We start from the raw sequence: 25,125 nt of genomic DNA on the forward strand, positions 1-25,125 counted from the left end.
AATCGAAGGCGCGCCGCGTTCACAAATCCGTATCGCCCGGCCGCTGGAACGGAAACTCAGCGCGCGAATGCCGCCATGTGAAAGGCCTGTACGTCAGGGGGATAGCGATAGGCCGTACCATAGGGACAGGCGTTGCGATCGAGGCAACCGCCGGTCCGGCAAGGCGAGCCGGTCGCTCCGCGCACATGCGCGAGGCAGGATTGATAGGCAAAGCCATCCTTCGAATAGGCGTCGACCGGACAGGATTTCATGCAGGGTTTTGCGACACATGTGTCGCAAAGGTGAATCGATGCCTGAGACGCCTCGACCCCAATCTCGTCCTCGAAAAGCAAAGCGCCGCGATAGGCGTGCCAAAGCCCGTACGTCGGATGCATGAGAATGCCGAGCGGCGACGGTTTCAGCCCCTCCGCCTGCATCGCCCATTGCTGGAACGGCAGATACGGCCTGTCGGATGGCGAAACCGCCCGTGCGCCGAATGTGTCCGCCACCGCACCGATCACCTGGCGTGACCAGGTGTCGAGCGGATTGGCAATGGCTTGCGGTTGCCGTTCGCGCCAACGCAGGAAATGCGGCCAGGGCTCGGCACCCGCCTGCCCGACCAAAATGGCTGATTTGGCGGAAGCACCTGACAGGCCAGAGGGTGCCTCCTCGCCTTCGGCGAATGTGACGCAGCCGCGCAGGATGAGGCCGTTGGCGGAAAGCGCGGCCGCTATCTCGTCAGCGGTGCCGCGCACAATCATCCCTTTTGGTCCGGGTCAGAGAAAGCGCTCCGCCAGACTTCCTTGTGGATGATGTTGGCGACTTTAGCCCCGCCTGACTCGGGCTCCTTTCAAGTGAAGGCGTCCGCCATCGACGCCTTCTTCGTCGCGATGTAGTCCTTCAACCCGTCGTCGATGCCCGGATCGAGATAAGGCGCCTCGTAGCTTTCCAGCCAGCGGCGGGCGAGTTCGTTTGCGCGTTGCGGCGCGGTCTTTTCGCCCTCGGCCAGCCACTGCTCGTAGGAATTGTTGTCGGCGATGCTGGAACGGTAGAAGGCGGTCTGGAAATTCGCCTGCGTGTGGTCGCAGCCGAGATAGTGGCTGCCCGGGCCGACCTGGCGGATGGCGTCCATCGCCTGGCCATTTTCCGACAAGTCAACGCCCTCGGCGAATTTCTGCTGCATGCCGAGCTGGTCGATGTCCATCATGAATTTTTCGTAGCAGGACGCCAGTCCGCCTTCGAGCCAGCCGGCCGAATGCAGGACGAAATTGGTGCCGGCCAGGATTGTCGAGTTCAGCGTGTTGGCGCTTTCATAGGCGGCTTGCGCGTCCGGAACCTTGGACGCGCAGAGCGAGCCGCCGGTGCGGAACGGCAGGCCGAGCCGGCGCGCCAGCTGTGCGGCGCCATAGGAGACCAGCGACGGCTCCGGCGTGCCGAAGGTCGGCGCACCCGACTGCATCGAGATCGACGAGGCGAAGGTGCCGAACAGCACCGGCGCGCCGGGTCGGATCAGCTGCGTGAACGACGCGCCGGCCAGCACCTCGGCCAGAACCTGCGTCAACGTGCCGGCAACGGTCACCGGGCTCATCGCGCCGGCAAGGATGAAGGGCGTGACGATGCAGGCCTGGTTGTGGCGCGAATAGACTTTCAGCGCGCCCAGCATGGTTTCGTCGAACACCATCGGCGAGTTGGCGTTGATCAGGCTGGTCAGCACCGTGTTGTTTTCGACGAAATCGTCGCCGAACACGATCTTGGCCATGGCGACCGTGTCTTCGGCCCGCTCCGGCGCCGTCACCGAACCCATGAACGGCTTGTCGGAATACTTTATGTGCGAATAGACCATGTCGAGATGGCGCTTGTTGACCGGCACGTCGACCGGCTCGCACACCGTGCCGCCCGAATGGTGGATGGACGGCGCCATGTAGGCGAGCTTCACGAAATTCTGGAAATCCTCGATCGTCGCGTAGCGCCTGACACCGTCGAGATCGCGCACGAAGGGCGGGCCGTAGACAGGCGCGAAGACGGTGGCGTTGCCGCCGATCTGCACCGAACGCTCGGAATTGCGCGCATGCTGGGTGTAGATGGGCGGCGCGGTCTTGAGCAGCGAACGGCACAGGCCCTTGGGAAAATGCACTCGCTCGCCCTTGACGTCGGCGCCGGCGTCTTTCCACAGCTGCAGCGCCTCGGCGTCGTCGCGAAAGATGATGCCGATCTCCTCCAGCACCGTGTCGGTGTTGTTTTCGATGATCGCCAGACCTTCCTCGTTGAGGACCTCATAGATGTTGATCTTGCGCTTGATGTAGGTGAGCTGCGTGCCCGGTCCGCCGCCGGAGCGCGCCGCGCGCCTTGCCGCCGCGCCGCCGCTGGCCGCACGCCCGCGTCGCGCATTGGACGCTTCCTGGTCGACTGACGCGTTCTCACTCATGATCGTTTTCCCTAAAAACCGTTTGCGGCCGCGTATCGCGGCTTCTCGCCCGGATCGTAGCCATGCACCCTATTCGAAACGGCCCGCCAGCGCCAACGCCTGTCGCAAAATCGACAAGAATTCCAATAGATTTGCGGTCGCTTTCCTTTTGCGGGAAGTCGCAAATCAGCTATGGATACCTGCCCCTGCCGGGTTAGGTATTGACGCGATAAATTTGAGCCGCCGCGATCTCATCCCGCGCGGCAAGGAGCCTGAGAAAAATGTCCGACGACGAGATCATCCTCTCCGAGCTTTCCGACGACGAGTTGGTGCAGCAGATGCACGACGATCTCTATGACGGGCTGAAGGAAGAGATCGAGGAAGGCACCAACATCCTGCTCGAGCGCGGTTGGGCGCCCTACAAGGTGCTGACCGAGGCGCTGGTCGAGGGCATGCGCATCGTCGGCGAGGACTTTCGCGACGGCATCCTGTTCGTTCCCGAAGTGCTGCTGTCGGCCAACGCCATGAAGGCCGGCATGTTCATCCTGCGCCCGCTGCTCGCCGCCACCGGCGCACCCAAGCAGGGCAAGATGGTCATCGGCACCGTCAAGGGCGACATCCACGACATCGGCAAGAACCTCGTCGGCATGATGATGGAAGGCGCCGGCTTCGACGTCATCGACCTCGGCATCAACAATGCGGTCGAGAAATATCTCGACGCCATCGAGCAGCACCAGCCCGACATCATCGGCATGTCGGCGCTTTTGACCACGACCATGCCCTATATGAAGGTCGTCATCGACACGATGAAGGAAAAGGGCATTCGCGACGACTATGTCGTGCTGGTCGGCGGTGCGCCGCTCAACGAGGAATTCGGCAAGGCCGTCGGCGCCGATGCCTATTGCCGCGACGCGGCAGTGGCGGTCGAGACCGCCAAGGACTTCATGAAGCGCAAGCACAACGTGCGCGCTTCAGCCTGATTTTCTTCAGCAAGGCGTCTGGCCAGAATCAAAGCCGCGCCTTGCAGCGCGGCTTTTTTGTTACCAGATGTTGGTGACAGAGGGTCCGCGTGTCAGGGTTTGGTGACGGTGTCGTCGATGGCTTTCGCGGTCGATTTGAGATCCCGGCCGACGCCGCGGACGGTGTTGGCGCAGGCCGTAAGCGCCAGGGCGCAGGCAAGGATTGCAATCGGCGCAACGCGTAACAGTTTCATGGACGGTTTATCCCTCTCTCGATAGATTCGCCCCACAGCAACGAAGGCCGCTTCGACCGGGTTCCATGGCAAGGATGCAAAAAACGAAACCGAATCAAGACGACAGGCTGCTGGTCATCGCCTGCGGAATGATTGCGCGCGAAGTTTTGGCCGTCAAGGAGCAGCTCAAGCTCGACCATCTCGACCTGACCTGCCTGCCGGCGGAGTTCCATTTCTACCCCGACCGCATCGCCCCGGCGATGGACAAGGCAATCGAAAAGGCCAAGGCGGAAGGCTATGAGCATATCTTCGTCGGCTATGCCGATTGCGGCACCGGCGGCCTGCTCGACCGGGTGCTGGAGAAGCACGGTGTCGAGCGCATGGCCGGCCCGCACTGCTTTGCCTTCTATCAGGGCATGGATGCCTACGCGAAGGTCGCCGACGACGACATGATGTCGTTCTACATGACCGACTTCCTATGCCGCCAGTTCGACGCCTTCTTCATGAAGCCGCTCGGCCTCGACAAGCATCCGGAGCTGATCAAGGACTATTTCGGCAATTACCAGAAGCTGATCTACATCGCCCAGACCGACGATCCCGAACTCGACAAGGTTGCCGAGAAGGCTGCGAAACTGCTCGGCCTCGTCTATGAGCGCCGCGCGACCGGCTATGGCGACCTTACAGGCGAACTCGCGCGGGTGGCCGCACACGTCTGAAGCAATTCTGGAGCAGAAACGCTTTCAAGCACGGATGACAGGCCGCTGCGAACAGATAAGTTGTGCGCCAAGCAAACAGGCTGATTCAGCCATTTGAAACATGGAAAGCCCCCGATGACCCCTCGCCTGTTGATCGCCGCCCTTAGCCTCCTCTGTTTCGCCCTGCCCGCTTATGCCGACGGCGAGGTGCAGAAGTTGATCACGCCAGCCGACAAGGCGCGGCTCGACAAATATGGCGAGACCCGGAAAGCTGCCCTTGAAGAGGCGAAGGCCGGCGACCCGGCCGAGGTTAGTGAGCTCAACGCCTTGCTGGCAAAGCCCCTGGTCGCCTTTTCCGACAAGGATCTGACCGGCAACTGGCAATGCCGCACCATCAAGGTCGGCGGCATCGGCCCGCTGGTCATCTATGGCTGGTTCAAATGCAAGGTGAGCGACGATGGCTCCGGCTGGCGGCTGGAAAAGATCAGCGGCTCGCAGCGCACCACGGGCCGTTTCTTCGATGATGGCGAAAAGCGCGCCATCTATCTCGGTTCCGGTTATGTCAATGACAACAAACCAAAGCGCTATGGCAGCGGTCCGGAAAGCGACCAGGTCGGCTACGCCTTCCGCAACAGCGCCAATGCATGGCGCATCGAATTCCCGGCGCCTTATTACGAATCGCATCTCGACATCATGGAATTGAAGCGCTGATCCCGCTGGCCTCTCACCGGCCGGGCGGTCATCAAGATTTAACCCCGCTTGGCACAGAATTGAGCCAGGCAGCGCACGGGAAGACGGTTGCGCGCCGGCAAGAAGGCGCGCCATGGCTTCAGCTGACAAGAACAGTGCTGCGATCGTTGTCGTCACGGAAGGCGGCCCGCACATCTGGGCCATCGTCAACGCCATCGCCGACCGTCTAGGCCCTGTCAGCGTCATCCTGGAAAACCCTGAATCCAAAAAGCAATTGCTGCTCGGCCGCGCCCGCCGCCAGGGCTGGTTTTCTGCCATCGGCCAGCTCGGCACGATGGTGCTGACCAGGCTGGGCAAACGCTTCTTTGCCGGCCATGCGGCGCAGCTGATTGCCGGGCAGAAACTTGAGACCGAACCAAGGCCGAACCAGAAGATCATCCACGTCTCCTCTGCCAACGCGCCCGATTGCCTGCAGGCGATCGCCGACATCCGGCCGGGTGTGGTGTTGCTTGCCGGCTGCCGGCTCTTGTCCCGGCAGACGCTGGCGCAAATGCCTTGCCCGGTGCTCAACTATCACGCTGGCATCGCCCCGAAATACCGCGGCATGAATGGCGGCTACTGGGCGCTGGCTTCCGGCGATCCCCAGAATTTCGGAACCACGGTGCATCTGGTCGATGCCGGCGTCGACACCGGTGGCGTGCTGAAACAGGCGCGCGGCAAACCTGAGCCCGGCGACACCATCTCAAGCTATGCGCTGCGCCAGGCGGCATTCTCACGCAACATCTGTGTCGAGGCGGTCCGCGATGCGCTGGATAGCAAACTGGCGACCATCAAGCCGGATCTGCCGTCCAAACAATGGTACCACCCGACGATCTGGTTCTATCTCTGGACCGGTGTGCGCCGAGGCGTGTGGTAGGCGCTGTCAATCTGACGCTTTGTATGCTATTGTCATACAGAAAGCGAGTTTACCGATGTCGAACATGGCCCCCCTCAGCGTCCGCGTCACCTCTGACGAACGTGACATTCTTGAAGCCGCTGCCAGTCAGGCAAACACCAATCTCAGTGACTTCATCCGGCGCAAGGCGGTCGAAGCCGCCGAAATGGAAGTGCTGGACGGACGTATCGTGACGATCCCGGCAGCCGAATGGGAAAAGTTCGAGGCGTGGGCAAAGTCTCCCCCGAAAACTCTTACCGGGCTACGGAAGCTCGCTACCTCACGACCTGTATGGCAGGACTGACGCCTCCTCGGCCTCTTGCGGCCGATGACGACAGAGACGCCTTCGATTGTGGTCGCGAGTCGCTCGACAACTGGCTTCGCCGTCATGCCTGGCGCAATCAACAGGATGGGACCTCGCGTACCAGCGTCATCTGTGATCGCACGACCGGAGTTATCGCCGCCTATGTCACCTTGAGCACGGGTCAAATCGAGCGAGCCCATCTGCCAAAATCAGCACAACGCAACCGCCCCGATCCCATTCCAATCATTTTGCTCGGCCAGCTTGCCGTGGATCGGCGCTATCAAGGTCATGGCTGCGGACGCTCGCTTCTTCTCTTCGCCCTGAGGACCGCGGTGCGATTTTCAAGGGAAATAGGCTGCTTCGGTGTCCTGACACATCCGCTCGATGATGCCGTAAGAGGGTTCTATCGCACCTTCGACTTTGAAGATCTCCCATTCGACCCAAAACGCAGCATGATTGTTCGGGTCGCGGATTTGAAACAAAATGGCTTCGAAGACGAATGATGACGCTGTTGGAAAAAGCGGCGATGTTTCACCCTACCAGACGGTTTGTAGGCACCCTCTTACCGTCGCCTCAGGCCATCTCAGCCCGCAACAAAGTCAAAGATTCTCGCCTTTCTTTTTGCGACGTCGAATAGCGTCGCTTTTGAATGCGCGCGCGTCGTCCCATAACAAGCAGCCCCACTGCGCATCCGGCAATGCTCGCACCTGCTGACTAGAGTGGTCGAGCGTCCTTCGTGCGTCCAAGCGGACGCACTGCGCTCGGCAGGGAGTGAGAATTCATGGCCGATCTGATCGTCGTCTACTGGCGCGACATACCCGCCCAGGTGATCGTCAAGAAGGGCCGGCAGAACGCCAAGCGCGAACTGCCGCTGCGTTTCACCGAGGCGATCGACATGTGCGCCATGCGCACCGGCGCCGGCGGCACCGACGATTATCTCGCCGAGTGGCGCAAGGCCGATCCGGTTCCGGTCGGCGACGATCTCGAGGCCGAGGTCGAGAAGGCTTTCAGCGACATCGACGCAAAATACGACCGCGAGCGGCTGGTCGCTCTGGTCAAGGCGGGCGGGAAAGAAAATGTCTGAAACCACTCCTGCCAAAGAAGGCCCGGCGGTTACCCAGGCCACCCTGGTCAAGAAGGCAGCGCCGAAATCCGACTACAAGCCGGCCGATGTGTCGCCGCAGCGGCGCGTGCAGCGCTCGTTTGCAGTCAGGCTGTGGTCGGTCCGGCATTCGCGCCTGCTCGAATGGTTCTATTCTCGGTTCGCCGACATGTTCCTGCTTCTCCATCCTTTGTGGAAAGGCCTTGGCTACGGGCGGGTCGAGGCCCCGATCAAGTTTGTCGAAAAACGCGTCAAAGGCTTCATGTTCGACTGCCGCATGTGCGGCCAGTGCGTGTTGTCCTCGACCGGCATGTCGTGCCCGATGAACTGCCCGAAGCAGTTGCGCAACGGCCCCTGCGGCGGCGTGCGCGCCAATGGCAATTGCGAGGTCGAGCCCGACATGCCTTGCGTCTGGGTCAAGGCCTGGGAAGGCTCCAAGAACATGGTGCATGGCGACAAGATCCTCGACGTGCAAAAGCCCGTCGACCAGTCGCTGCGGGAAACCTCAGCCTGGCTGCGGGTGACTGCGCAGTCGGCGGCAGCCCGCGAAGCCGCGGCCAATGCCAAAACCGGAGCCGCCGCATGATCGGCCGCCAGCGCGACGAGAACCCGGCCGGCATCCATCTGCCGCTCGATCCCCTGCCCGGCCACTCCTCACGCGGCCGGCTGGAGCGGGTGCTGCGGCGCGGCGAATTCGCTGTCACCACCGAGCTCAACCCGCCCGACAGCGCCGATCCGGAAGACGTCTACAACCGGGCCAAGATCTTCGACGGATGGGTCGACGCCATCAATGCGGTCGATGCCTCCGGCGCCAACTGCCATATGTCCTCGGTCGGCATCTGCGCGCTTTTGACCCGCATGGGCTATGCCCCGATCATGCAGATCGCCTGCCGCGACAAGAACCGCATCGCCATCCAGGGCGATGTGCTGGGTGGTGCGGCGATGGGCGTCGCCAACATGCTCTGCCTCACCGGCGACGGTGTACAGGCCGGCGACCAGCCCGGCGCCAAGCCGGTGTTCGATCTGGATTCCATGTCGCTGCTCGAAACCTGCCGCATCATGCGCGACAACGGCAAGTTCCTGTCCGGCCGCAAGCTGACGACACCGCCGCAGATTTTCCTCGGCGCCGCCGTCAATCCGTTCGCGCCGCCTTTCGATTTCCGACCGATCCATCTTGGCAAGAAGATCGCCGCCGGCGCGCAGTTCGTGCAGACGCAATACTGTTTCGACGTGCCGATGTTCAAAACCTTCATGCAGAAGGCGCGCGATCTCGGCCACACCGAAAAGGTGTTCATCCTGTGCGGCGTCGGCCCGCTGGCCTCGGCCAAGACGGCCAAATGGATCCGCTCCAACGTGCCCGGCATCCATATCCCGGACGCCATCATCAAGCGGCTGGAAGGAGCCCAGGACCAGAAGAAGGAAGGCAAGCAGCTCTGCATCGACATCATCAACGAGGTGAAGGAAATCGCCGGCGTCGCCGGCGTCCATGTGATGGCCTATCGCCAGGAGGAATATGTCGCCGAGATCGTCGATGAATCGGGCGTGCTGAAGGGCCGCCAGCCGTGGAAACGCGAGATCCGCCGCGACGACCAGATGGTCGCCGACCGGCTCGACCACATATTGCATGACGAGATTACCGAAACGCAGGTGGACATGGTAAAGACCGCGCACTAAGCGCGGCCAAGCACCAGACCCTGGAACGAAACCAGAGACGATATAAAGAAGCACTTTATATCAGGCGGAGAGACTTCATGACCCGGACCATCGTCGCCTCGGCGACACGCGAGATCATCATCGGCTTCGACCAGCCCTTCTGCGTCATCGGCGAACGCATCAACCCGACCGGCCGCAAGAAGCTGGCCGCCGAGATGATCGCCGGCAATTTCGAGACCGTCATCAAGGATGCGCTGGAACAGGCCGCCTGCGGCGCCACCATGCTTGACGTCAATGCCGGCGTCACCGCTGTCGACCCCAACGCCACCGAGCCGGCGCTGCTGGTGCAGACGCTGGAGATCGTCCAGGGTCTGGTCGATCTGCCGCTGTCGATCGATTCCTCCGTCAGCGCCGCAATCGAAGCCGCATTAAAGGTCGCCAAGGGCCGGCCGCTGGTCAACTCCGTCACCGGCGAGGAAGAAAAGCTCGAAGCCATCCTGCCGCTGGTCAAGAAGTACAATGTACCGGTCGTGGCCATCTCCAATGACGAGACCGGCATTTCGATGGATCCGGACGTCCGCTTCGCCGTCGCCAAGAAGATCGTGCAGCGCTGCGCCGATTTCGGCATTCCGGCGCATGACGTCGTCGTCGATCCGCTGGTCATGCCGATCGGCGCGCTGGGCGATGCCGGCCGCCAGGTGTTTGCGCTGCTGCGTCGGCTGCGCGAAGAGCTCAAGGTCAACACCACTTGCGGCCTGTCCAACATCTCGTTCGGCCTGCCGCACCGCCACGGCATCAACGCCGCCTTCATCCCGATGGTGATCGGCGCCGGCATGACGAGCGCCATCATGAACCCGGTGCGGCCGCAGGAAATGGAAGCCGTGCGCGGCGCCAATGTGCTGAACGGCACTGACGAGAACTGCACCAACTGGATCAGGACCTACAAGGACTACAAGCCGGCCGAAGGCGGCCAGGCGGTTGCCGCGCCGACGCAGGTCAACGCGCCGGGCGATGGCGCTGCCAATGGTGGCCGCCGCCGTGGCGGCCGCGAAGCCCGGATGGCTCGAGGATAAGCGCGCAATCGTGAACTCGCCTGCAAACATTACCGATCCGCTCGTGCTGTTCATGCCGTCAGGCAAGCGCGGGCGGTTTCCCGTTGGCACATCGGTGCTCGACGCCGCGCGCCAGCTCGGCGTCTATGTCGAAAGCGTCTGTGGCGGCCGCGCCACTTGCGGTCGCTGCCAGATCGAGGTGCAGGAAGGCAATTTCGCCAAGCACAAGATCGTCTCCTCCAACGACCATATTTCGCAGAAGGGCGCCAAGGAAGAGCGCTACGAGCGCGTGCGCGGCCTGCCCGAGCGCCGCCGCCTCTCCTGCTCGGCGCAGATCCTCGGCGACCTCGTCATCGACGTGCCGCAGGACACGGTCATCAACGCGCAGACCATCCGCAAGGATGCCGACACCCGCGTCATCGCCCGCGATGCGGCAATCCGCATGTGTTATGTCGAGATCGAAGAACCCGACATGCACAAGCCGCTCGGCGATCTCGACCGCCTGAAGATCGCCCTGATGAAGGATTGGGGCTTCAAAAACCTCGAATTCGATTTCTACCTGATGCCGCAGGTGCAAGGCATTTTGCGCAAGGGCAACTGGACGGCGACTGCCGCCATCCACAAGGATGCCGAAAGCGACATTGCCCGCGTCATAGCACTGTGGCCCGGCCTCAAGAACGAAGCCTATGGGCTGGCCTGCGACATCGGCTCGACCACCATCGCAATGCATCTGGTGTCGTTGCTGTCGGGCCGCGTCGCCGCGTCGTCCGGTACGTCCAATCCGCAGATCCGCTTCGGCGAGGATCTGATGAGCCGCGTCTCCTATGTGATGATGAACCCGGACGGCCGCGAAGGCATGACGGTCGCCGTGCGCGAGGCGATCTCCGGCCTGGTCGACAAGGTCTGCGCCGAAGGCAATGTCCAGCGCAATGACATCCTGGACAGCGTCTTCGTCGGCAATCCGATCATGCACCACCTGTTCCTCGGCATCGATCCGACCGAGCTCGGCGGCGCGCCCTTCGCGCTCGCCGTCTCGGGCGCGGTGCGCATCAAAGCCTCCGATATCGGCCTGAAGCTCAACCAGGGCGCGCGTCTCTACATGTTGCCTTGCATCGCCGGCCATGTCGGCGCGGATGCTGCCGCCGTGACTTTGTCGGAAGGTCCGCACCGCCAGGATGAAATGATGCTGATCGTCGATGTCGGCACCAATGCCGAGATCGTGCTCGGCAACCGCTCGCGCGTTGTCGCGGCCTCCTCCCCCACCGGTCCGGCCTTTGAGGGCGCTGAAATCTCCGGCGGCCAGCGCGCCGCGCCCGGCGCGATCGAGCGCGTCCGCATCGATCCCGAAACGCTGGAGCCGAAATACCGTGTCATCGGTTCGGAACTTTGGTCCGACGAGCCAGGCTTCCTCGACAGCGTCCAAGCCACCGGCGTCACCGGCATTTGCGGCTCCGGCATTATCGAGATCGTGGCCGAAATGTACCTCGCCGGCATCATCTCCGAGGATGGCGTCGTCGACGGATCGCTGGCCGAGCGTTCGCCGCGTGTCACCGCCAATGGCCGCACCTTCTCCTATGTCTTGAAGGAAGGCGAACCCAAGATCACCATCACCCAGACCGACGTGCGCGCCATCCAGCTCGCCAAGGCGGCCCTTTATGCCGGCACCAAGCTGTTGATGGAAAAGCAGAACACCGAGCACGTCGACCGCATCCATTTCGCCGGCGCCTTCGGCTCCTTCATCGACCCGAAATACGCCATGGTGCTTGGCCTGATCCCGGATTGCGACCTCGACAAGGTCTCGGCCGTCGGCAACGCAGCCGGCGCCGGCGCGCGCATGGCGCTGCTCAACCGCGGCTATCGCCGCGAAATCGAGGACACGGTCAGCCATATCGAGAAGATCGAGACCGCGCTGGAGCCGAAATTCCAGGAGCATTTCGTCTACGCCATGGCGCTGCCCAACAAGGTCGATCCGTTCCCGAAACTATCGGCGGCGGTGAAATTGCCGCCACGCAAGACCGTGAGCGAGGATGGCGTCGCCGGCGACGCCGCCCCACGCCGGCGTTCGCGCGAAGGCCACGCGGCCAGGCGCAGCCGCGAGTAAGCCGGCCACCAGTCTTCAATTTCGTTTGTATGCAAATGTTTCCAGATCGCTCCGATCTGGAAACCGAAGCGCTGTTTTCGCGCAATCCACCCGATACAGACGTGAAGCATTTAACGGACACCGAATTGCGGGCCGGACTATTGCGCCGTCACAACGCTTCAAAAGGAGAATGAAGATGTCGATGTTCGACAGCCTCGGCCGTTTTCGTGCGGCCATCAAGCATGCCCAGTCCGTGCGGGCCATGAACAGCCTGCCGCCTGAAGTACAGAAGGACATTGGCTGGCCCGTGTCCCCGCGCATCGACGCCCAGGCCAACCTGACGCGCCTGATCCTGGGCTCGGGCCGCTAATGACCTTCGCCGACAAATGCAAATTGCTGGCAAAACGCCGGGGCCGCCGCGTGGTCCCGGCTGCGCCTGACATCAAGCTGCGCGCCGCGCTGCTGCCCCGGCGCTGAGGCCGTTGGCGGAAAACCGCAAACTCGGTCGATCAAACAACCGTGTTGCGTTGGTCCAAATTCTTGACATTTCGGCTGGAGGCGCGATCTTCGAAATAGTGGGGAAATTCTCTTAGTCGGCTGCTGCCGAGCTTGTGTATTCGAATGCCCAGTTTCAAAAGCCACGTCGTTTCCTTCATCCTCCGGCACAGCCGGAAGAAGGCATTTGCCAGCCCCGAAAACCTGCAGCGCTGGATCGCCTATGCGCGCAAGACCGAGGACCACCATCCTCCGGCATTGCTGCGCGAGCGCCTCCACATCACCGAGCGTAGCGTCGATGGTTTCCCCGTCTACGAGATCGCGCCGAAAGCCGGCGAGCGCCGGCGCATCCTCTACATGCATGGTGGCGCCTATGTCTTCCAGATCACCTCCTATCATTGGGGGCTGATCGCCGAGATGGCCGAGCGGCTGGGTTTCGGCATCACGGTGCCGATCTACCCCATCGCGCCCGAACACGATTTCCACGCCATGTTCGGCATGGTCGGCGACGTCTACCGGCAGATGCTGGACGAGACGGACGCCGAAAATATCGTTTTCATGGGCGATTCCGCCGGCGGCAACATGGCCGTGGTGCTGACCATGATGGCGGCCGAAGAAGGCCTGTCCTTGCCGTCGCGCCACGTGCTGATTTCACCCGGCCTCGACATGTCGCTGTCCAACCCGGAAGTGTTCGAGGCGGAACGCAACGATCCGTGGCTCGGTATATCAGGCGGGCTGGAAGCGATCCGCATGTACAGCGCCGGCATCGATCGCAGCGACTGGCATATCAGCCCGCTCTACGGCGACCTCTCGGTGCTGCCGCAGACCCTGCTTCTGACCGGCTCGCACGACCTGCTCAGCCCCGACAATCTGATCTTCGCCAAAAAAGCGCGCGCTGCCGGCGTCGATATCGACGTCGTCTACGAGGAAGGGATGTTCCACGTCTGGCCGCTGATCGAGATGCCGGAGGCGCGTCGCGCCAGAAACAGCATCGTCACCTTCCTTGAAGGTGAGCCCGCCAAGCGGCGCGCAACTGCGCGTCGCAGAGCGCGAACCGCCTTCGCGGCGCGCCCTGCCGAGGCAGCGGAATAACTCAGAACTTGCCGGTTTCGCGGAACAGTTCGAAGGTCGCGCGGATATGGTCGGCGACGGCCTTGACCGGCGCGCTGGCGTCCGGCGACACCACCATCGCCAGATTGTAGGTGCCGATATCGGGCATGCCGTCCTTCGGGCAGAGCTCGACCATGTCGTTGCCGAGGAATGACTTCGGCAGCGGCGCAACCGCGAGATCCGACATGATGGCGGCGCGCTGGCCGGCCGTGTGCGCGCTCATATAGGCGACGCGGTAGTTGCGGCCCTCACGGCTGAGCGCATCGAGCGCGCCGGCCCGCCAGGCGCAGCCCTCTTCCCACAGCGATACCGGCAATGGCTCGCGCAGATGCGCGCTGCCGCCCTTGGCGCCGGCCCAGACAATCGGCTCTGTCAGCAGCACCTCGGCGCCAAGCGCGCTGGTCTTGTAGGAATTGGTCAACAGCGTGAGGTCGAGCGCCCGATCGTCCATGCGCCGGCGCAGATTGCTGCTCTGGTCGATGGTGACGTCGACGGCGATCGACGGATGCGATTGCGCGAAACGCTTCAGCACATGCGGCAGCACGCGCTCACCATAATCGTCCGGCGATCCGAGCCGCACCACGCCGACGATCTCGGGGATGATGAATTTCGACACCACCTCGCGGTTGATTGACAACAGCCGGCGGGCATAGCCGAGCAGCATCTCGCCATCGGTGGTCAGCGTCACCGAGCGCGCATCGCGCGCAAAGACCGAGCGGCCGAGAATGTCCTCGAGCTTCTTGATCTGCATGGAGACCGCCGACGGCGTGCGGAACACCGCATTGGCCGCGGTGGTGAAGCTACCGGTCTCGGCAATGGCCACAAAGGTGCGCAAAACGTCGAGATCGAGCAGCGGCAGCGGGTGATTGAGTGGGGCGTTCATCGGGATAGACCTTCAATTTTTCTGATGTGAAGCATCATTCCATTTCGTTTGATTGAACATCAGATTGGGAGGATAGTCAACTCCATCGAAGGCAGGACGTGCCCCGGATCGAAAAGCTCCTGACACGAAATTGCATTCGATGCGGAATATCCCGGTCACAGAACGCGTTCATGCGGGACGTGCCACAACCAAAGGAGAATGAAATGTCTATCCTGTCATCCATCGGTCGGCTTGCGACCGAGTTCAGCGCGGCCCGTGCCCGCTTCCAGACCGAACGTGCGATCCGCTCGCTGCCGATCGAACTGCAGAAGGATATCGGCTGGCCTGAAGCTGCCGACACCAAGACCGGTGGACGCCACGGCGTCGGATCCTGGGCTGGAGCAAAGTAAACCATTGTGTACCATGTGCTGAAGGTCTGCCGCGCAGAACCAGCCCGGCAGGCCTTCTCTGTTTTAGCCCAGACCTTCTCTAACTTATTTGCACTCAAATGAATTTCAGAGCCATGTCGCCCTTGCATGGCGCATATGAGCAAGCTGCATACCGGCCCAATTTCTGCATTAACGCCTTGTAAGTAATCACAAATCCAAGGCAATCTGCCCAAAAATGTCGCAATTGATGTCGCTTTTCATATCAAGCGCTTCGCATTTGCGATTTAGTTTCTGCCCACACAAGCCTATATCGGCGCCAGCAAACGAGCTGCCCCACTCCATCAAGCGAAGGCGACCCGTCTGAGCAACCGATAGGAGATGATGATGAAGCTTTTTGCCCGCCTTTTCCCCCGCCGCGAAATGAACCTGACCACCGCTCTCGAGCGCCAGCGCCTTGCCAACACCATGCCCGGCCAGACCGGCGCCATGAACGCGGTGCGCCTTGGCTTCGTCGCCTGAGATCACGACTACCGCGCAGCGCTCCCTGCCGCTGTCGACAGTCGATAACAACGCCGCTTCGGTTTGACCGAGGCGGCGTTTTTCGTTCTGAAGCCGATGTTGCCGGAGAGCGATGCTCGATCCGGCGGCACCCCGTGCCTGTCAGTCCCCAAGGATTGCCCATTTGCGACCCATGTCGCAAATTTAGTTGCCGCTTGGCCGCCTAGCCGATTGACAGGAATGGTTTTTCCTGATGACGCTATGCTGTTCGCGACATCCTGTTCGCGCCATGGCTGCGTGAGGTTCCCTTGAACGCCGTAAAGCATCCGATCAAGCGATCGTTTGTATTCTTCCTCGTCCCCGACTTCACCATGATTGCCTTTGCGACGGCGCTCGACCCGCTGCGCTCGGCCAACCGCATGCTTGGCTATGAGGCCTATCGCTGGCGCCTCGCCAGCATCGACGGCAAGCCGGTGCGCGCCTCCAATGGCGTCGAATGCGCGGTCAACACCTCGCTCGAGGAAGAGCGCAAGAAGATGGCCGGACCGGACCGGCCGAACATGGCCATTGTCTGCAGCGGCGTGAATGTCGAGCGCTACCAGAACAGGTCGGCCTTCGCCTGGCTGCGCGAGGAGTATAACAGAGGCGTCGCCGTCGGCGGCCTTTGCACCGGCGCGCATATCCTTGCCGCCGCCGGCCTGCTCTCCAACAAGCGCTGCGCCATCCATTGGGAAAACCTGCCGGGCTTTTCCGAGGCCTTCCCGAAGGCCAACGTCTTTGCCGACCTCTTCGAAATCGACCAGAACATCTACACCTGCGCCGGCGGCACAGCAGCACTGGACATGATGCTGAAGCTGATCGGCGACGACTTCGACGACAATCTGGTCAACCGCGTCTGCGAACAGGTGCTGACCGACCGCGTGCGCAGCCCGACCGACCGCCAGCGCCTGCCGCTGCGCGCCCGCCTCGGCGTGCAGAACTCCAAGGTGCTGACCATCATCGAATTGATGGAGGGCAACCTCTCCGAGCCGCTGTCGCTGATCGAGATCGCCGACCATGTCGACCTGTCGCGCCGCCAGATCGAGCGCCTGTTCCGTACCGAGATGGGCAGGTCCCCTGCCCGCTACTATCTCGAAATCCGCCTCGACCGCGCCAGGCACCTCTTGATCCAGTCGTCGATGCCGGTGGTCGAGGTGGCTGTCGCCTGCGGCTTCGTCTCGGCCTCGCACTTCTCCAAATGCTACCGCGAGCTCTACGCCCGCTCGCCGCAGCAGGAGCGCGTCGACCGCAAGCAATTGCTGGCCGCCTGAACCGAACGCTTCAGATCAAGCCTCGGCCGGCTGCGCCTGTGCCGTCCGCATCGCCTCGACGCGGATATCTTCGGTCAGCCGCGCCTTCAGCGCCGAGAACTCCGGGCTGGTCTTCAGCGTGTAGTGGCGTGGATGCGGCAGGTCGATGGCGACATCCGACTTGATGCGCCCCGGCCGCGCGCTCATCACGATCACCCGCGAGGCCATGAAGATCGCCTCCTCGATGTCGTGAGTGACAAATAGCACCGTCTTCTTGCGCCGTTCCCATATGCCGAGCAAAAGCTCCTGCATCAGCCCGCGGGTCTGGTTGTCGAGCGCGCCGAACGGCTCGTCGAGCAACAGGATCTCGGGATCGTTGGCCAGCGCTCGGGCGATTGCCGTACGCTGCTGCATGCCGCCGGAAAGCTGCTTTGGCCAATGGTTCTCGAAGCCCTTGAGCCCGACAAGATCGACATAGGAGGCAACGATCCCGTCCCGATCCTTTTCGGCCATGCCGCGTTCGCGCAGGCCGAAGGCGATATTCTGCGCCACCGTCAGCCACGGAAACAGCGTGTAGGACTGGAAGACCATGCCGCGATCCGGCCCCGGCCGCGTCACCGCCTTGCCGTCGAGCAACACGCGGCCTTCGCTCGGCGCCTCAAGGCCGGCGACAATCCTGAGCAGCGTCGACTTTCCGCAGCCCGACGGCCCGAGAATGGTGATGAAGTCGTTGGCAGCGACCGTCAGATCGACCGGCATCAGCGCCTTGACCGGCTGCCCGCCGCGCACGCCGGCGAATGTGCGCGAGACGCCTTCGATCAAAAGCTTGCTCATGCCAGGCTCCAGGGGAAGAGCCAGCGGTTGAACGCCTTGAAGGCGAAGTCGGACAACAGCCCGATCAGCCCGATGACGATGATGCCGAAGATGATCTGGCCCGTCGCCAGCCGCGACTGGCTGTTGATGATCATGTAGCCGATGCCTGAGGACGAACCGATCAGCTCGGCGACGATGACATAAGTCCAGGCCCAGCCCAGCACCAGCCGTAAGGTCTCGGCGATCTCCGGCGCATTGGCCGGCATGATCACGCGCTTGACGATGCCATTGCTGCTCGAGCCCAGCGTATAGGCCGCCTCGACCAGGTCGCGCCGAGTCGAGCCGACCTTGACCGCGACGATCAGGATGATCTGGAACACCGAACCGACGAAGATGACCAGCAGCTTTTCCAACTCGCCGATCCCGGCCCACAAGATGAGGAGCGGAATGAAGGCCGAGGCCGGGAGGTAGCGTGCGAAGGAGACGAACGGTTCCAGAAACGCCTCCACCGGCTTCCAGGCGCCCATGGCGATGCCGATCGGCACGGCGACGATCGACGCCAGCAGGAACCCACCGAAGACCCGCCAGATGGTGATCAAGATGTCGAGCCAGAAACGGTCCTCGACCAGCAGCCGCCAGCCGTCCCGGAGCATCGACAGCGGATCGGCGAGGAAGATGCGGTTGACGTGGCCGCCAAGCGTGATCCACGCCCAGAAGGCGACGAACAGCACGAAGAAGGAAATGCCGAGCACGGTTCGAATGCCCGGCGACACCGCATGCAAGGGGCGCATCGTCAGATCGTCCGCATCTTCAAATCACCACTTGTCCGGGAGGAGGAGGCGGCGCCAAGCGCCGCCGCCCGATGGTCAAAGGCGAGCCCGTCAGTTCGATACGGCGCTGGTGTCGGCCAGCGTGGCGACATCTGGCGCTTCCTTGATCAGCCCCATCTGCAGGAGCAGTTCTCCGGCGGTCTTGGAAAAGTCCTGGAATTCCTTGGTAAAGAACTGCTTGTTCTCCGCCTTGTCGGCCCACTTCAGATATTTCGCCGAATCCTCGAACTCCTTGGCCGACTGTTTTACGTCGGCGCCCATGGTCTCGTAGGATTTCTGCGGATCGCTCTTGATCAGGTCGAGTGCCTCGAAATAGCTGTCGGCGAGCGCCTTGGCGGCGTCGGGATTGGCGGTGAGGAATTCGGGCGTGCAGCCGACCGTGTCGAGCACCATCGGATAGTCGAGCGTGGTCGCCAAAATATGGCCCTGGTCAGCCTTGTCGCGCACCGCCGAGATAAACGGCTCGTAGGTGACCGCCGCATCGTTCTGGCCGGCGAGGAAGGCTTGTGCGGCCGCATCCGGCTCCAGGTTGACCACGGTGACATCCTTGGTCGACATGCCGTTCTTGTTCAGCACCCAGGCCAGCATGAAATAGGGGGACGTGCCCGGCGCCGAAGAAGCGACATTCTTGCCCTTGAGGTCAGCGACGGTCTTGATGTCGTTGCGCACGACAATGCCGTCGGCGCCATAGGATTTGTCGAGCTGGAAGATCTGTTTGGTGGTGACGCCGCTGGCGTTCCAGACCAGCCAGGTCTCGACCGTGGTGGCGGCGCATTGCAGGTCGCCGCTGGCAATGGCAAGCGGCCGGCTTGCCTGCGGCACCTTCTTCAAGGTCACGTCGAGGCCATGCTTCTCGAATATGCCGGCCTGCTTGGCAAGCGTCAGCGGCGCAAACCCGGTCCAGCCGCTGATGCCGATGGTCACCGACGTGGCGGCCTTGGCCGGAGCGGACAATCCCGCTGCAAGCGCCAATGCCGCGGCAAAGACGATGGTCCTGTTCATGTCAGTTCCCCTTGTTTTTTTCGGATGGGGAATTGTGTCACAGACGCCCATGGGCTTGTCAATGAAACTGATGCTGCATTGCGGCATGGGCCAAAGGTCTAACGCGCGTCGAACATCCAGCTGCGGTCGCGCCACATTTTTTCGCCGAGCTGGCAGTCAGTCGGCCGGTCCTGCGCCAGCACCACCGGCGGATGAGTGGCTTCCTCCCGAGCCCATTGCGGCGAAGCGGGGCCGGCAAGCTCCAGCACCAGCTTGCGGCGAATGGCTTCGGGAAACTGCGTCCAGTCATTGACCGGGATCATGAAGGATCCGGGCCCGCCGATGACGCAGTCGCTGTAATAGCGGTCGAGATTGTTGACGTCATAGGCGCCGCCAAACCCGCCGCCGCGCGTCATCAGCGGCAGGCCGTTAATGATGATGCCTTGCTTGACCACCGCGTCTCGGGCGATGTCGACGGGTTCACCCTGGTTGTTGGGGCCATCACCGGAAATATCGATGACGCGCTTTGTCCCCTGGAAGCCGCTTTCGGCAAAAAGGTCGCTGCCGAATTCGAGCGCGCCGGAAATCGAGGTGCGCCGGGCGCTGGCCGGCGGATGGGCGGAAAGCTGCGCCGCCACCCGCTCGGCGTCGGCCCGGCTGGCGATCACCGTCCACGGCACGACGACCTGTTGCGTGGTCGCTCCCGCCCATTCGACATAAGTGACGGCGACCTTGCCATAGGCGCCGTCGGCAATGGCCTGCAGCACATTGTCGTGCGTCAGCGCAGCCGCATAGCCGTGACGTTGGATTTCGAGTTCGGCCGGCGACATCGACAGCGACACATCGACGGCCAGCACCAGCTCGACATCGACCGGCTCGGCGGCATGGATCGGTGGTGTCAGCCAAAGCATCAGCGCCAGTGCGGCGCTGCCTGAGAGGAAATGTCCTGCGCGCGAAAAAGCAGACATGCCGCAAGGTAAGCGAGAATCGGCGGCTGACAAAGGGAAAAGCCCGGCTATGAGCCGGGCTTTGCATTCATACTTCCGCGATTGCGGCGTCGGCTCAACTTCTCGGCTTCAAATTCTCCGGATCGTAGAGCGGCTTGTAGCCGACACCAGCAACCTCGACGGGATAGGTCTCGCCAAAATACTCGACACTGAGCTTACGGCCTTCCTGGGCATAGGCCCGGGGCAGATAGGCGAGCGCGATGTTCTTGCCGATGGTCGGGCCATAGGCCACGGAGGTGGTGAAGGAGCGGCGGCCGAGTTCATCGACCAGCGTCTCGCCGGTCTTCGGATCCATCACCGGCATGGTGCCGACGGGATAGCGGGCGACGCCTTTCGAATCGACGTTCTCGGTCATCACCAGCGTGCACAGGATCGCCGGCTGGTGCTCACGGGCACGGTACTCCACGTGCTTCGCCTTGCCGCAAAAATCGTTCTCCTTGACCTTTGGACGCGCGAGATCGGCTTCGAGCAGATTGTACTCGGTCAGAAGGTCGGCGTTCTGCAGGCGCAGGCTCTTTTCCATACGCCGTGTGTTGGCGTAGGTCTCGACGCCGAACGGCATCACGCCGGTCGAGCGCAGCGCGTCCCAGACGGCGAGACCGTCCTCGTAGCGCATATGCAATTCCCAACCCTGCTCGCCGACATAGGAGATGCGAAAGGCGGTGACGTCCTTGCCGCCGATCCTGACCGGCTTGATCGCCGCGAACGGGAAATTCTCGAGCGACAGGCCGTCCGGATTTTCGACCACCTTCTGCAGCGTCGTGCGGGCGTTCGGACCCCAGATGCCGATGGTGACAAACTTCTCCGTCACGTCGGTGATGGTGACATCAAAACCTTTGTCCTGCGCGGTGCGCTGCATGTAGCGGAAGTCGCGCGGGCCGGCGTCGGCGCCATCGATCAGACGGCAGCGGTCGGCCATGCGGATGACGGTAAAGTCGGCGCGCACCATGCCTTCCTCGTCGAGGAAGTGGGTGTAGATGCCCTTGCCGATGTTGTTGTCGCCGCCGATCTTGGCCGCGCACAGCCATTCCAGCAGCGCGACATGATCGGGACCCTCGATGTCATACATGGAGAAATGCGACAGGTTGACGATGCCGCAATCCTCGCTCATCGCCAGGTGCTCGGCATTGGAGACCCGCCAGAAATGGCGGTTGTCCCACTCGTTCTCGCGCACGGGAACCCGGTTGCCATACTTCTCCAGCAGGTGCTCGTTGGCGGCGTAACCATGCGCGCGCTCCCAACCGCCCAGCTCCATGAAGTAGCCGCCGAGTTCCTTCTCGCGCTCCCAGAACGGCGAGCGGCGGATGTTGCGGCCCTTGGAGAACGGCTCGCGCGGATGCACCGCCGGATTGTAGACCTTCATCGCCGTTTCGGTGCAGCGATCCCAGATGAACTGCTCCTTGGTCTGGTGCGGGTAGAAACGCGCATAGTCGATGGCATGATGGTCGATCTCGGTGCGGCCGTCGGTCATCCAGTCGGCGATCAGCTTGCCCATGCCAGGCCCGTCCTTGACCCAGATGGCGACGGCATACCACAGGCCCCTCACCTTCTGGCTCTCGCCCATCGACGGGCCACCATCGGCGGTCACCTGCAAAAGGCCGTTGAAGGAATGGCTTTCATTGTAGCCGAGCTCGCCCAGGATCGGCGTCAGCTCCATGGCGCGTTCCAGCGGCGCCAGGATCTGCTCCATGTCGAGGTCGCGCTGCGATGGCGACAGCCGTGCCTGGTCCTTTTCCAGGAGGTCGCGCGGATGGCAGAGGCGAGGGTTGGTCTCTTCGTAATAGCCCCATTCGATCTGGCCGCCCTCGGCAGTCTTGGGATCGCCGGTGTCGCGCATATAGGCCGAATTGCCCTGGTCGCGCAGCAGCGGCCAGCCGATCTCCTTGCCGGTGCCGGCAAACTCATTGTAGGGGCCGAAGAACGTCAGCGGATGGTCGATCGGCATCACCGGCAGGTCTTCGCCGACCATCTCTGCGATCAGCCGGCCCCAGATACCGGCGCAGACCACGACATAGTCGGCCATGATGGTGCCACGGTCGGTGACGACGCCCTTGATGCGGCCCTCCTCGACGATGAGGGATTTGGCCGGCGTGTTGGCGAAGGATTTGAGTTTTCCCGACGCTTCCGCCTGGTCGACCAGCTTGCCGGCGACCGTCTGCGAGCGCGGAATGACGAGGCCGGCATCCGGATCCCACAGGCCGCCCTGCACCATGGACTCTTCGATCAGCGGGAATTTTTCCTTGATCTCGGCCGGCTCGATCAACCGCGCGCGGGTGCCGAAGGATTTGGCCGAGGCGATCTTGCGCTTGATCTCGTCCATGCGGCTGTCGTCGCCGACGCGGGCGACTTCGAGGCCGCCGATGCGCGCGTAGTGGCCCATCTTCTCGTAGAAATCGATGGAATAGAGCGTCGTCCAGCAGGACAGGAAATCATGGCTCGTCGTGTAGCAGAAGTCGGAGGCGTGCGCCGTCGAGCCGATATCGGTCGGAATGCCTGACTTGTCGATGCCGACAATGTCGGTCCAGCCGCGTTCGATCAGGTGATGGGCGATCGATGCGCCGACAATACCACCCAGGCCGACGATGACGACCTTCGCCTGTTTCGGAAACTCTGCCATTGCCCGCGACTCCAAGGGGATAAAGCGGGCGCGTCCGCGCCCGTTCGAATGGCGCACAATATGCAGACGACGCGGATGGAGCTACCGCCTGTTTGCGACACGTCGCAGATGCGGCGCGACCAGCGCGCCGGCGTGTCGTCAGTGGCGATCTATCTCAGGCGAAGGCCCAGATGTCCTCGGCCTGGAAACCGACCTGGTAGCCCGCGGTCTTCAGCTTGACCACGACCTGGCCGATTTCCGGGGCCGGCAGCGCGCCGACCTCGACCTTGATCATGCCGGGACGGTAACGCTTGAGGTCGAGCTGTTCGAAGACGATCCAGTCGGCGCCCTCACAATCGACGAGGAAGGCGTCGATATGCGTGACGCCGTTGCGGTCGAGCAGCGTCTGCAGCGTTTCAGACGGCACCTCGATATCCCTCAGGTGGGGCGCAAATTTGTTGAAATTGGCATCGGCCTCGCCCCAGGCATTCTTGCCCGACATCAGATTGGTGTCGGTTACCGACGAGCAGCCGATGAACTCGATCGGCAGCGTGCCGGCCTCGAGCGCTGCGGCATCGAACGTGTGGACCGTGATCGTGCCCTTGGCTTTTGTCACGGCCACCGGCTCGATGATGAAGCGTTCCGTGTCGGGGTAGTTGGCGCGCAGCCGTTTCTGATTGTACGGGATCGGCTCGACCAGCACGGCCCGCGCCCGCGGAATACGATGCAGCCATGGGGTGACGTCGTCGAACAACGCGCCGTCGCAGGCACCGACATTGACCATCTGGAACGGTTGCCCGCCGCCGCTAAAGCGCGCCTTCAGCGCCGCCTTGGCCAGGAATTTCGTGCCGCGCAGCGACGGTCCGCGATCGAGCAGGCCGGCGGGAAGGCCGAGGGAAAGGGCAATGCGAACCAGGCCGGATACAGAACTCAAGGCTTATCTCCTGGTATGAGCTGCAAGGCGATGGGCCGCCTTCCACCTGGGCTTGCCGACGTCCACAGTGCCATGACCGGCCCCACCAGCAGCAGGAACGGCGGCAAAAGGTTGGGGAAATAGATGCGGGTATCGTGGATCGGGAAGACGGTGAATTTGGCCAGCACGCCGAGCACAAGTGCTGCCAGCAGAATGCCGGCGCGGCGATCGAGCCTAAAGCCGGCGCGGCTGAGCGCAAACCACCCGGCCAGCGCGAGCACTGAGACGCCGACCCAGCTGTTGAGCTCAATGGCGCGAAGGAAGGACGCGGCGAACGCCTTGAGATACGCGCCAACCGAAAACGGCGGCTCGAAACCATCCATATTGTAGTGCTGCTCGATGCTGGAGAACCACAGATGCGGCCACCAACCGGGATGTTGCGCCCAGTGCGAGATGGCGAAATAGGCGACGAAGGAAGCGGCAAAGCCGGCCAGCGCCCCCCATGCCCGCTGCCGGAAAACCAGCAGCAACACGGCGAAAATGGCAAGGAAAACAATATTGTCCGGCCGCGCCATGAAGGCGAGGAAGAGCAGGATTGCAGTCGCTGCTTGGCGGCCGCGCACATAGGCGAGCAGGCCGCCGAGGAACAGCGCCGAGCACAACAGATCCGGCGTCGAGGCGCGCGCCGCGTCACCGAAATCGGCCATGATCAGCACGGCGCCGACCACGGGCGCCAGCGCCAGCGCGCCTTCGGTTCGCAGCCACAGCAGTGTGATCATCCCGAACAGCAGCACCGAGACCACCTGCAGCACCCGCATCGCCTCGACCGGCGACATCACCGCGCTCATCGTCGACAGAATTTCGGCGTAGAGAAACTTGATCCGGTACATGCCGAGCAGCGAGTGGAAGTCCGCGGCATTTTCAGCCATATGGCTGCGGAAGCCGCCACCATCATCGGTCAGCACCTTGTAGTCGACGGCCGGCACACCGGCCTGGACCGTGCTGTAGGCATAATCATGCAGCGCCTGCGCGTCGGGATAGGAGCCCTCTTCTGCAATCGCGAGATAGGGCAGCATGTCCCAATTGGCGTCGGGCATCGTCCAGGCGGTAAAAGCCGTGAGCAGGATGCAGAGCGAAAACGCGATCGCGCCGATCGGCGCCGCCCATCGCGCATAAGTCCCCTCGCCCCACGCGAGAGCGGCAGCGGTCAGCCGGTCGAGTGTGCTTTGCGCGGCGGGAGGCTTGCTCAGCATTGTC

General features: G+C 62.5%; 27 protein-coding genes. 16 read left to right on the forward strand and 11 right to left on the reverse strand.

Translation table 11 applies throughout. The features are described 5' to 3' along the window. Nucleotides 1–56: 56 nt before the first annotated feature. Nucleotides 57–740, reverse strand: coding sequence for a hypothetical protein (locus AC04SG_RS21215; protein WP_488552654.1), 684 nt, complete (start codon nt 738–740; stop codon nt 57–59). An 89-nt stretch (nt 741–829) separates the two neighbouring features. After that, nucleotides 830–2,404: a trimethylamine methyltransferase family protein gene (locus tag AC04SG_RS21220; protein WP_203278449.1), complete on the reverse strand. Its 1,575-nt coding sequence runs from the start codon at nt 2,402–2,404 to the stop codon at nt 830–832. A gap of 260 nt (nt 2,405–2,664) precedes the next feature. Here AC04SG_RS21220 and AC04SG_RS21225 point away from each other — a divergent pair, with 260 nt between their 5' ends. After that, nucleotides 2,665–3,363 carry a corrinoid protein gene (locus AC04SG_RS21225; protein ID WP_013531175.1) on the forward strand — a complete coding sequence of 233 codons (699 nt, stop codon included), beginning with the start codon at nt 2,665–2,667 and terminating at the stop codon, nt 3,361–3,363. Nucleotides 3,364–3,455: 92 nt separating this feature from the next. Here AC04SG_RS21225 and AC04SG_RS21230 read toward each other — a convergent pair whose 3' ends face one another. Continuing rightward, a complete protein-coding gene (locus AC04SG_RS21230) occupies nt 3,456–3,596 on the reverse strand; it encodes an entericidin A/B family lipoprotein (protein WP_112565267.1) in 141 nt (46 codons plus the stop codon). A 65-nt stretch (nt 3,597–3,661) separates the two neighbouring features. Here AC04SG_RS21230 and AC04SG_RS21235 point away from each other — a divergent pair, with 65 nt between their 5' ends. The 12 genes from AC04SG_RS21235 to AC04SG_RS21290 all read left to right on the forward strand — a co-directional run bounded on the left by AC04SG_RS21235 (nt 3,662) and on the right by AC04SG_RS21290 (nt 13,672). After that, complete coding sequence (locus AC04SG_RS21235) at nt 3,662–4,291, forward strand: DUF1638 domain-containing protein (RefSeq protein ID WP_488552655.1); 630 nt, start codon at nt 3,662–3,664, stop codon at nt 4,289–4,291. Between the two features lie 114 nt (nt 4,292–4,405). Next, nucleotides 4,406–4,981, forward strand: a complete 576-nt coding sequence (locus AC04SG_RS21240) for a DUF4893 domain-containing protein (RefSeq protein ID WP_488552656.1) — start codon at nt 4,406–4,408, stop codon at nt 4,979–4,981. Between the two features lie 112 nt (nt 4,982–5,093). Next, nucleotides 5,094–5,876 carry a formyl transferase gene (locus AC04SG_RS21245; protein ID WP_488552657.1) on the forward strand — a complete coding sequence of 261 codons (783 nt, stop codon included), beginning with the start codon at nt 5,094–5,096 and terminating at the stop codon, nt 5,874–5,876. A gap of 55 nt (nt 5,877–5,931) precedes the next feature. After that, entirely contained in the window at nt 5,932–6,198 is a 267-nt protein-coding gene (locus tag AC04SG_RS21250; protein ID WP_488552658.1) for a type II toxin-antitoxin system TacA family antitoxin, read from the forward strand. Beyond that, nucleotides 6,186–6,701, forward strand: coding sequence for a GNAT family N-acetyltransferase (locus AC04SG_RS21255; RefSeq protein WP_488552659.1), 516 nt, complete (start codon nt 6,186–6,188; stop codon nt 6,699–6,701). The genes AC04SG_RS21250 and AC04SG_RS21255 overlap by 13 nt, the downstream gene beginning before the upstream one ends. Before the next feature lie 278 nt (nt 6,702–6,979). Beyond that, a complete protein-coding gene (locus tag AC04SG_RS21260) occupies nt 6,980–7,282 on the forward strand; it encodes a virulence factor (RefSeq protein WP_192257521.1) in 303 nt (100 codons plus the stop codon). Further along, nucleotides 7,275–7,886: a methylenetetrahydrofolate reductase C-terminal domain-containing protein gene (locus tag AC04SG_RS21265; protein ID WP_488552660.1), complete on the forward strand. Its 612-nt coding sequence runs from the start codon at nt 7,275–7,277 to the stop codon at nt 7,884–7,886. Before AC04SG_RS21260 ends, AC04SG_RS21265 begins: the two co-directional genes overlap by 8 nt. Further along, nucleotides 7,883–8,974, forward strand: a complete 1,092-nt coding sequence (locus tag AC04SG_RS21270) for a methylenetetrahydrofolate reductase (protein WP_488552661.1) — start codon at nt 7,883–7,885, stop codon at nt 8,972–8,974. Before AC04SG_RS21265 ends, AC04SG_RS21270 begins: the two co-directional genes overlap by 4 nt. A gap of 77 nt (nt 8,975–9,051) precedes the next feature. After that, nucleotides 9,052–10,026 (forward strand): methyltetrahydrofolate cobalamin methyltransferase, encoded by a 975-nt coding sequence (locus AC04SG_RS21275; protein WP_192257524.1) that lies wholly within the window; start codon nt 9,052–9,054, stop codon nt 10,024–10,026. Beyond that, entirely contained in the window at nt 9,977–12,106 is a 2,130-nt protein-coding gene (locus AC04SG_RS21280; RefSeq protein WP_488552711.1) for an ASKHA domain-containing protein, read from the forward strand. The genes AC04SG_RS21275 and AC04SG_RS21280 overlap by 50 nt, the downstream gene beginning before the upstream one ends. Before the next feature lie 175 nt (nt 12,107–12,281). Then, nucleotides 12,282–12,455: a hypothetical protein gene (locus tag AC04SG_RS21285; protein WP_185970170.1), complete on the forward strand. Its 174-nt coding sequence runs from the start codon at nt 12,282–12,284 to the stop codon at nt 12,453–12,455. Between the two features lie 251 nt (nt 12,456–12,706). Beyond that, nucleotides 12,707–13,672, forward strand: coding sequence for an alpha/beta hydrolase (locus tag AC04SG_RS21290; protein WP_488552662.1), 966 nt, complete (start codon nt 12,707–12,709; stop codon nt 13,670–13,672). A 1-nt stretch (nt 13,673) separates the two neighbouring features. Here the strand turns inward: AC04SG_RS21290 and AC04SG_RS21295 are convergent, their stop codons facing one another. Beyond that, nucleotides 13,674–14,573 carry a LysR substrate-binding domain-containing protein gene (locus tag AC04SG_RS21295; protein ID WP_192257530.1) on the reverse strand — a complete coding sequence of 300 codons (900 nt, stop codon included), beginning with the start codon at nt 14,571–14,573 and terminating at the stop codon, nt 13,674–13,676. A 203-nt stretch (nt 14,574–14,776) separates the two neighbouring features. Between AC04SG_RS21295 and AC04SG_RS21300 the strand changes: the two genes are divergently transcribed. The 3 genes from AC04SG_RS21300 to AC04SG_RS21310 all read left to right on the forward strand — a co-directional run bounded on the left by AC04SG_RS21300 (nt 14,777) and on the right by AC04SG_RS21310 (nt 16,749). Beyond that, the gene (locus AC04SG_RS21300; protein ID WP_488552663.1) at nt 14,777–14,962 is read left to right on the forward strand and encodes a hypothetical protein; all 186 of its coding nucleotides are present in this window, start codon (nt 14,777–14,779) and stop codon (nt 14,960–14,962) included. A gap of 363 nt (nt 14,963–15,325) precedes the next feature. Further along, entirely contained in the window at nt 15,326–15,460 is a 135-nt protein-coding gene (locus AC04SG_RS21305; RefSeq protein ID WP_112565447.1) for a hypothetical protein, read from the forward strand. 350 nt (nt 15,461–15,810) lie between these two features. Further along, nucleotides 15,811–16,749 (forward strand): GlxA family transcriptional regulator, encoded by a 939-nt coding sequence (locus tag AC04SG_RS21310; protein ID WP_352560327.1) that lies wholly within the window; start codon nt 15,811–15,813, stop codon nt 16,747–16,749. A gap of 15 nt (nt 16,750–16,764) precedes the next feature. Here AC04SG_RS21310 and AC04SG_RS21315 read toward each other — a convergent pair whose 3' ends face one another. The 7 genes from AC04SG_RS21315 to AC04SG_RS21345 form a co-directional block, all read right to left on the reverse strand. Then, nucleotides 16,765–17,562, reverse strand: a complete 798-nt coding sequence (locus tag AC04SG_RS21315) for an ABC transporter ATP-binding protein (RefSeq protein ID WP_488552664.1) — start codon at nt 17,560–17,562, stop codon at nt 16,765–16,767. Beyond that, entirely contained in the window at nt 17,559–18,332 is a 774-nt protein-coding gene (locus AC04SG_RS21320) for an ABC transporter permease (RefSeq protein WP_488552665.1), read from the reverse strand. Before AC04SG_RS21320 ends, AC04SG_RS21315 begins: the two co-directional genes overlap by 4 nt. Before the next feature lie 90 nt (nt 18,333–18,422). Next, on the reverse strand, nt 18,423–19,373 hold the full coding sequence (locus tag AC04SG_RS21325) for an ABC transporter substrate-binding protein (RefSeq protein ID WP_488552666.1): 951 nt from the start codon (nt 19,371–19,373) through the stop codon (nt 18,423–18,425). 98 nt (nt 19,374–19,471) lie between these two features. Beyond that, on the reverse strand, nt 19,472–20,320 hold the full coding sequence (locus AC04SG_RS21330) for a DUF1194 domain-containing protein (protein ID WP_488552667.1): 849 nt from the start codon (nt 20,318–20,320) through the stop codon (nt 19,472–19,474). Between the two features lie 94 nt (nt 20,321–20,414). Then, complete coding sequence (locus AC04SG_RS21335; protein ID WP_488552668.1) at nt 20,415–22,976, reverse strand: GcvT family protein; 2,562 nt, start codon at nt 22,974–22,976, stop codon at nt 20,415–20,417. A gap of 154 nt (nt 22,977–23,130) precedes the next feature. Next, nucleotides 23,131–23,889 carry an FkbM family methyltransferase gene (locus AC04SG_RS21340; protein WP_488552669.1) on the reverse strand — a complete coding sequence of 253 codons (759 nt, stop codon included), beginning with the start codon at nt 23,887–23,889 and terminating at the stop codon, nt 23,131–23,133. Then, nucleotides 23,886–25,121, reverse strand: a complete 1,236-nt coding sequence (locus AC04SG_RS21345) for a hypothetical protein (protein WP_488552670.1) — start codon at nt 25,119–25,121, stop codon at nt 23,886–23,888. The genes AC04SG_RS21340 and AC04SG_RS21345 overlap by 4 nt, the downstream gene beginning before the upstream one ends. Nucleotides 25,122–25,125: the final 4 nt, after the last annotated feature.

This window comes from Mesorhizobium sp. CNPSo 4684 (genome assembly GCF_057784315.1).

What these genes read in the sequence shown, in the direction of transcription:
- AC04SG_RS21215 (WP_488552654.1), bottom strand. Translation starts at nt 740, where the DNA reads ATGATTGTGCGCGGCACCGCTGACGAGATAGCGGCCGCGCTTTCCGCC.
- AC04SG_RS21220 (WP_203278449.1), bottom strand. Translation starts at nt 2,404, where the DNA reads ATGAGTGAGAACGCGTCAGTCGACCAGGAAGCGTCCAATGCGCGACGC.
- AC04SG_RS21225 (WP_013531175.1), top strand. Translation starts at nt 2,665, where the DNA reads ATGTCCGACGACGAGATCATCCTCTCCGAGCTTTCCGACGACGAGTTG.
- AC04SG_RS21230 (WP_112565267.1), bottom strand. Translation starts at nt 3,596, where the DNA reads ATGAAACTGTTACGCGTTGCGCCGATTGCAATCCTTGCCTGCGCCCTG.
- AC04SG_RS21235 (WP_488552655.1), top strand. Translation starts at nt 3,662, where the DNA reads ATGGCAAGGATGCAAAAAACGAAACCGAATCAAGACGACAGGCTGCTG.
- AC04SG_RS21240 (WP_488552656.1), top strand. Translation starts at nt 4,406, where the DNA reads ATGACCCCTCGCCTGTTGATCGCCGCCCTTAGCCTCCTCTGTTTCGCC.
- AC04SG_RS21245 (WP_488552657.1), top strand. Translation starts at nt 5,094, where the DNA reads ATGGCTTCAGCTGACAAGAACAGTGCTGCGATCGTTGTCGTCACGGAA.
- AC04SG_RS21250 (WP_488552658.1), top strand. Translation starts at nt 5,932, where the DNA reads ATGTCGAACATGGCCCCCCTCAGCGTCCGCGTCACCTCTGACGAACGT.
- AC04SG_RS21255 (WP_488552659.1), top strand. Translation starts at nt 6,186, where the DNA reads ATGGCAGGACTGACGCCTCCTCGGCCTCTTGCGGCCGATGACGACAGA.
- AC04SG_RS21260 (WP_192257521.1), top strand. Translation starts at nt 6,980, where the DNA reads ATGGCCGATCTGATCGTCGTCTACTGGCGCGACATACCCGCCCAGGTG.
- AC04SG_RS21265 (WP_488552660.1), top strand. Translation starts at nt 7,275, where the DNA reads ATGTCTGAAACCACTCCTGCCAAAGAAGGCCCGGCGGTTACCCAGGCC.
- AC04SG_RS21270 (WP_488552661.1), top strand. Translation starts at nt 7,883, where the DNA reads ATGATCGGCCGCCAGCGCGACGAGAACCCGGCCGGCATCCATCTGCCG.
- AC04SG_RS21275 (WP_192257524.1), top strand. Translation starts at nt 9,052, where the DNA reads ATGACCCGGACCATCGTCGCCTCGGCGACACGCGAGATCATCATCGGC.
- AC04SG_RS21280 (WP_488552711.1), top strand. Translation starts at nt 9,977, where the DNA reads ATGGTGGCCGCCGCCGTGGCGGCCGCGAAGCCCGGATGGCTCGAGGAT.
- AC04SG_RS21285 (WP_185970170.1), top strand. Translation starts at nt 12,282, where the DNA reads ATGTCGATGTTCGACAGCCTCGGCCGTTTTCGTGCGGCCATCAAGCAT.
- AC04SG_RS21290 (WP_488552662.1), top strand. Translation starts at nt 12,707, where the DNA reads ATGCCCAGTTTCAAAAGCCACGTCGTTTCCTTCATCCTCCGGCACAGC.
- AC04SG_RS21295 (WP_192257530.1), bottom strand. Translation starts at nt 14,573, where the DNA reads ATGAACGCCCCACTCAATCACCCGCTGCCGCTGCTCGATCTCGACGTT.
- AC04SG_RS21300 (WP_488552663.1), top strand. Translation starts at nt 14,777, where the DNA reads ATGTCTATCCTGTCATCCATCGGTCGGCTTGCGACCGAGTTCAGCGCG.
- AC04SG_RS21305 (WP_112565447.1), top strand. Translation starts at nt 15,326, where the DNA reads ATGAAGCTTTTTGCCCGCCTTTTCCCCCGCCGCGAAATGAACCTGACC.
- AC04SG_RS21310 (WP_352560327.1), top strand. Translation starts at nt 15,811, where the DNA reads ATGATTGCCTTTGCGACGGCGCTCGACCCGCTGCGCTCGGCCAACCGC.
- AC04SG_RS21315 (WP_488552664.1), bottom strand. Translation starts at nt 17,562, where the DNA reads ATGAGCAAGCTTTTGATCGAAGGCGTCTCGCGCACATTCGCCGGCGTG.
- AC04SG_RS21320 (WP_488552665.1), bottom strand. Translation starts at nt 18,332, where the DNA reads ATGCGCCCCTTGCATGCGGTGTCGCCGGGCATTCGAACCGTGCTCGGC.
- AC04SG_RS21325 (WP_488552666.1), bottom strand. Translation starts at nt 19,373, where the DNA reads ATGAACAGGACCATCGTCTTTGCCGCGGCATTGGCGCTTGCAGCGGGA.
- AC04SG_RS21330 (WP_488552667.1), bottom strand. Translation starts at nt 20,320, where the DNA reads ATGTCTGCTTTTTCGCGCGCAGGACATTTCCTCTCAGGCAGCGCCGCA.
- AC04SG_RS21335 (WP_488552668.1), bottom strand. Translation starts at nt 22,976, where the DNA reads ATGGCAGAGTTTCCGAAACAGGCGAAGGTCGTCATCGTCGGCCTGGGT.
- AC04SG_RS21345 (WP_488552670.1), bottom strand. Translation starts at nt 25,121, where the DNA reads ATGCTGAGCAAGCCTCCCGCCGCGCAAAGCACACTCGACCGGCTGACC.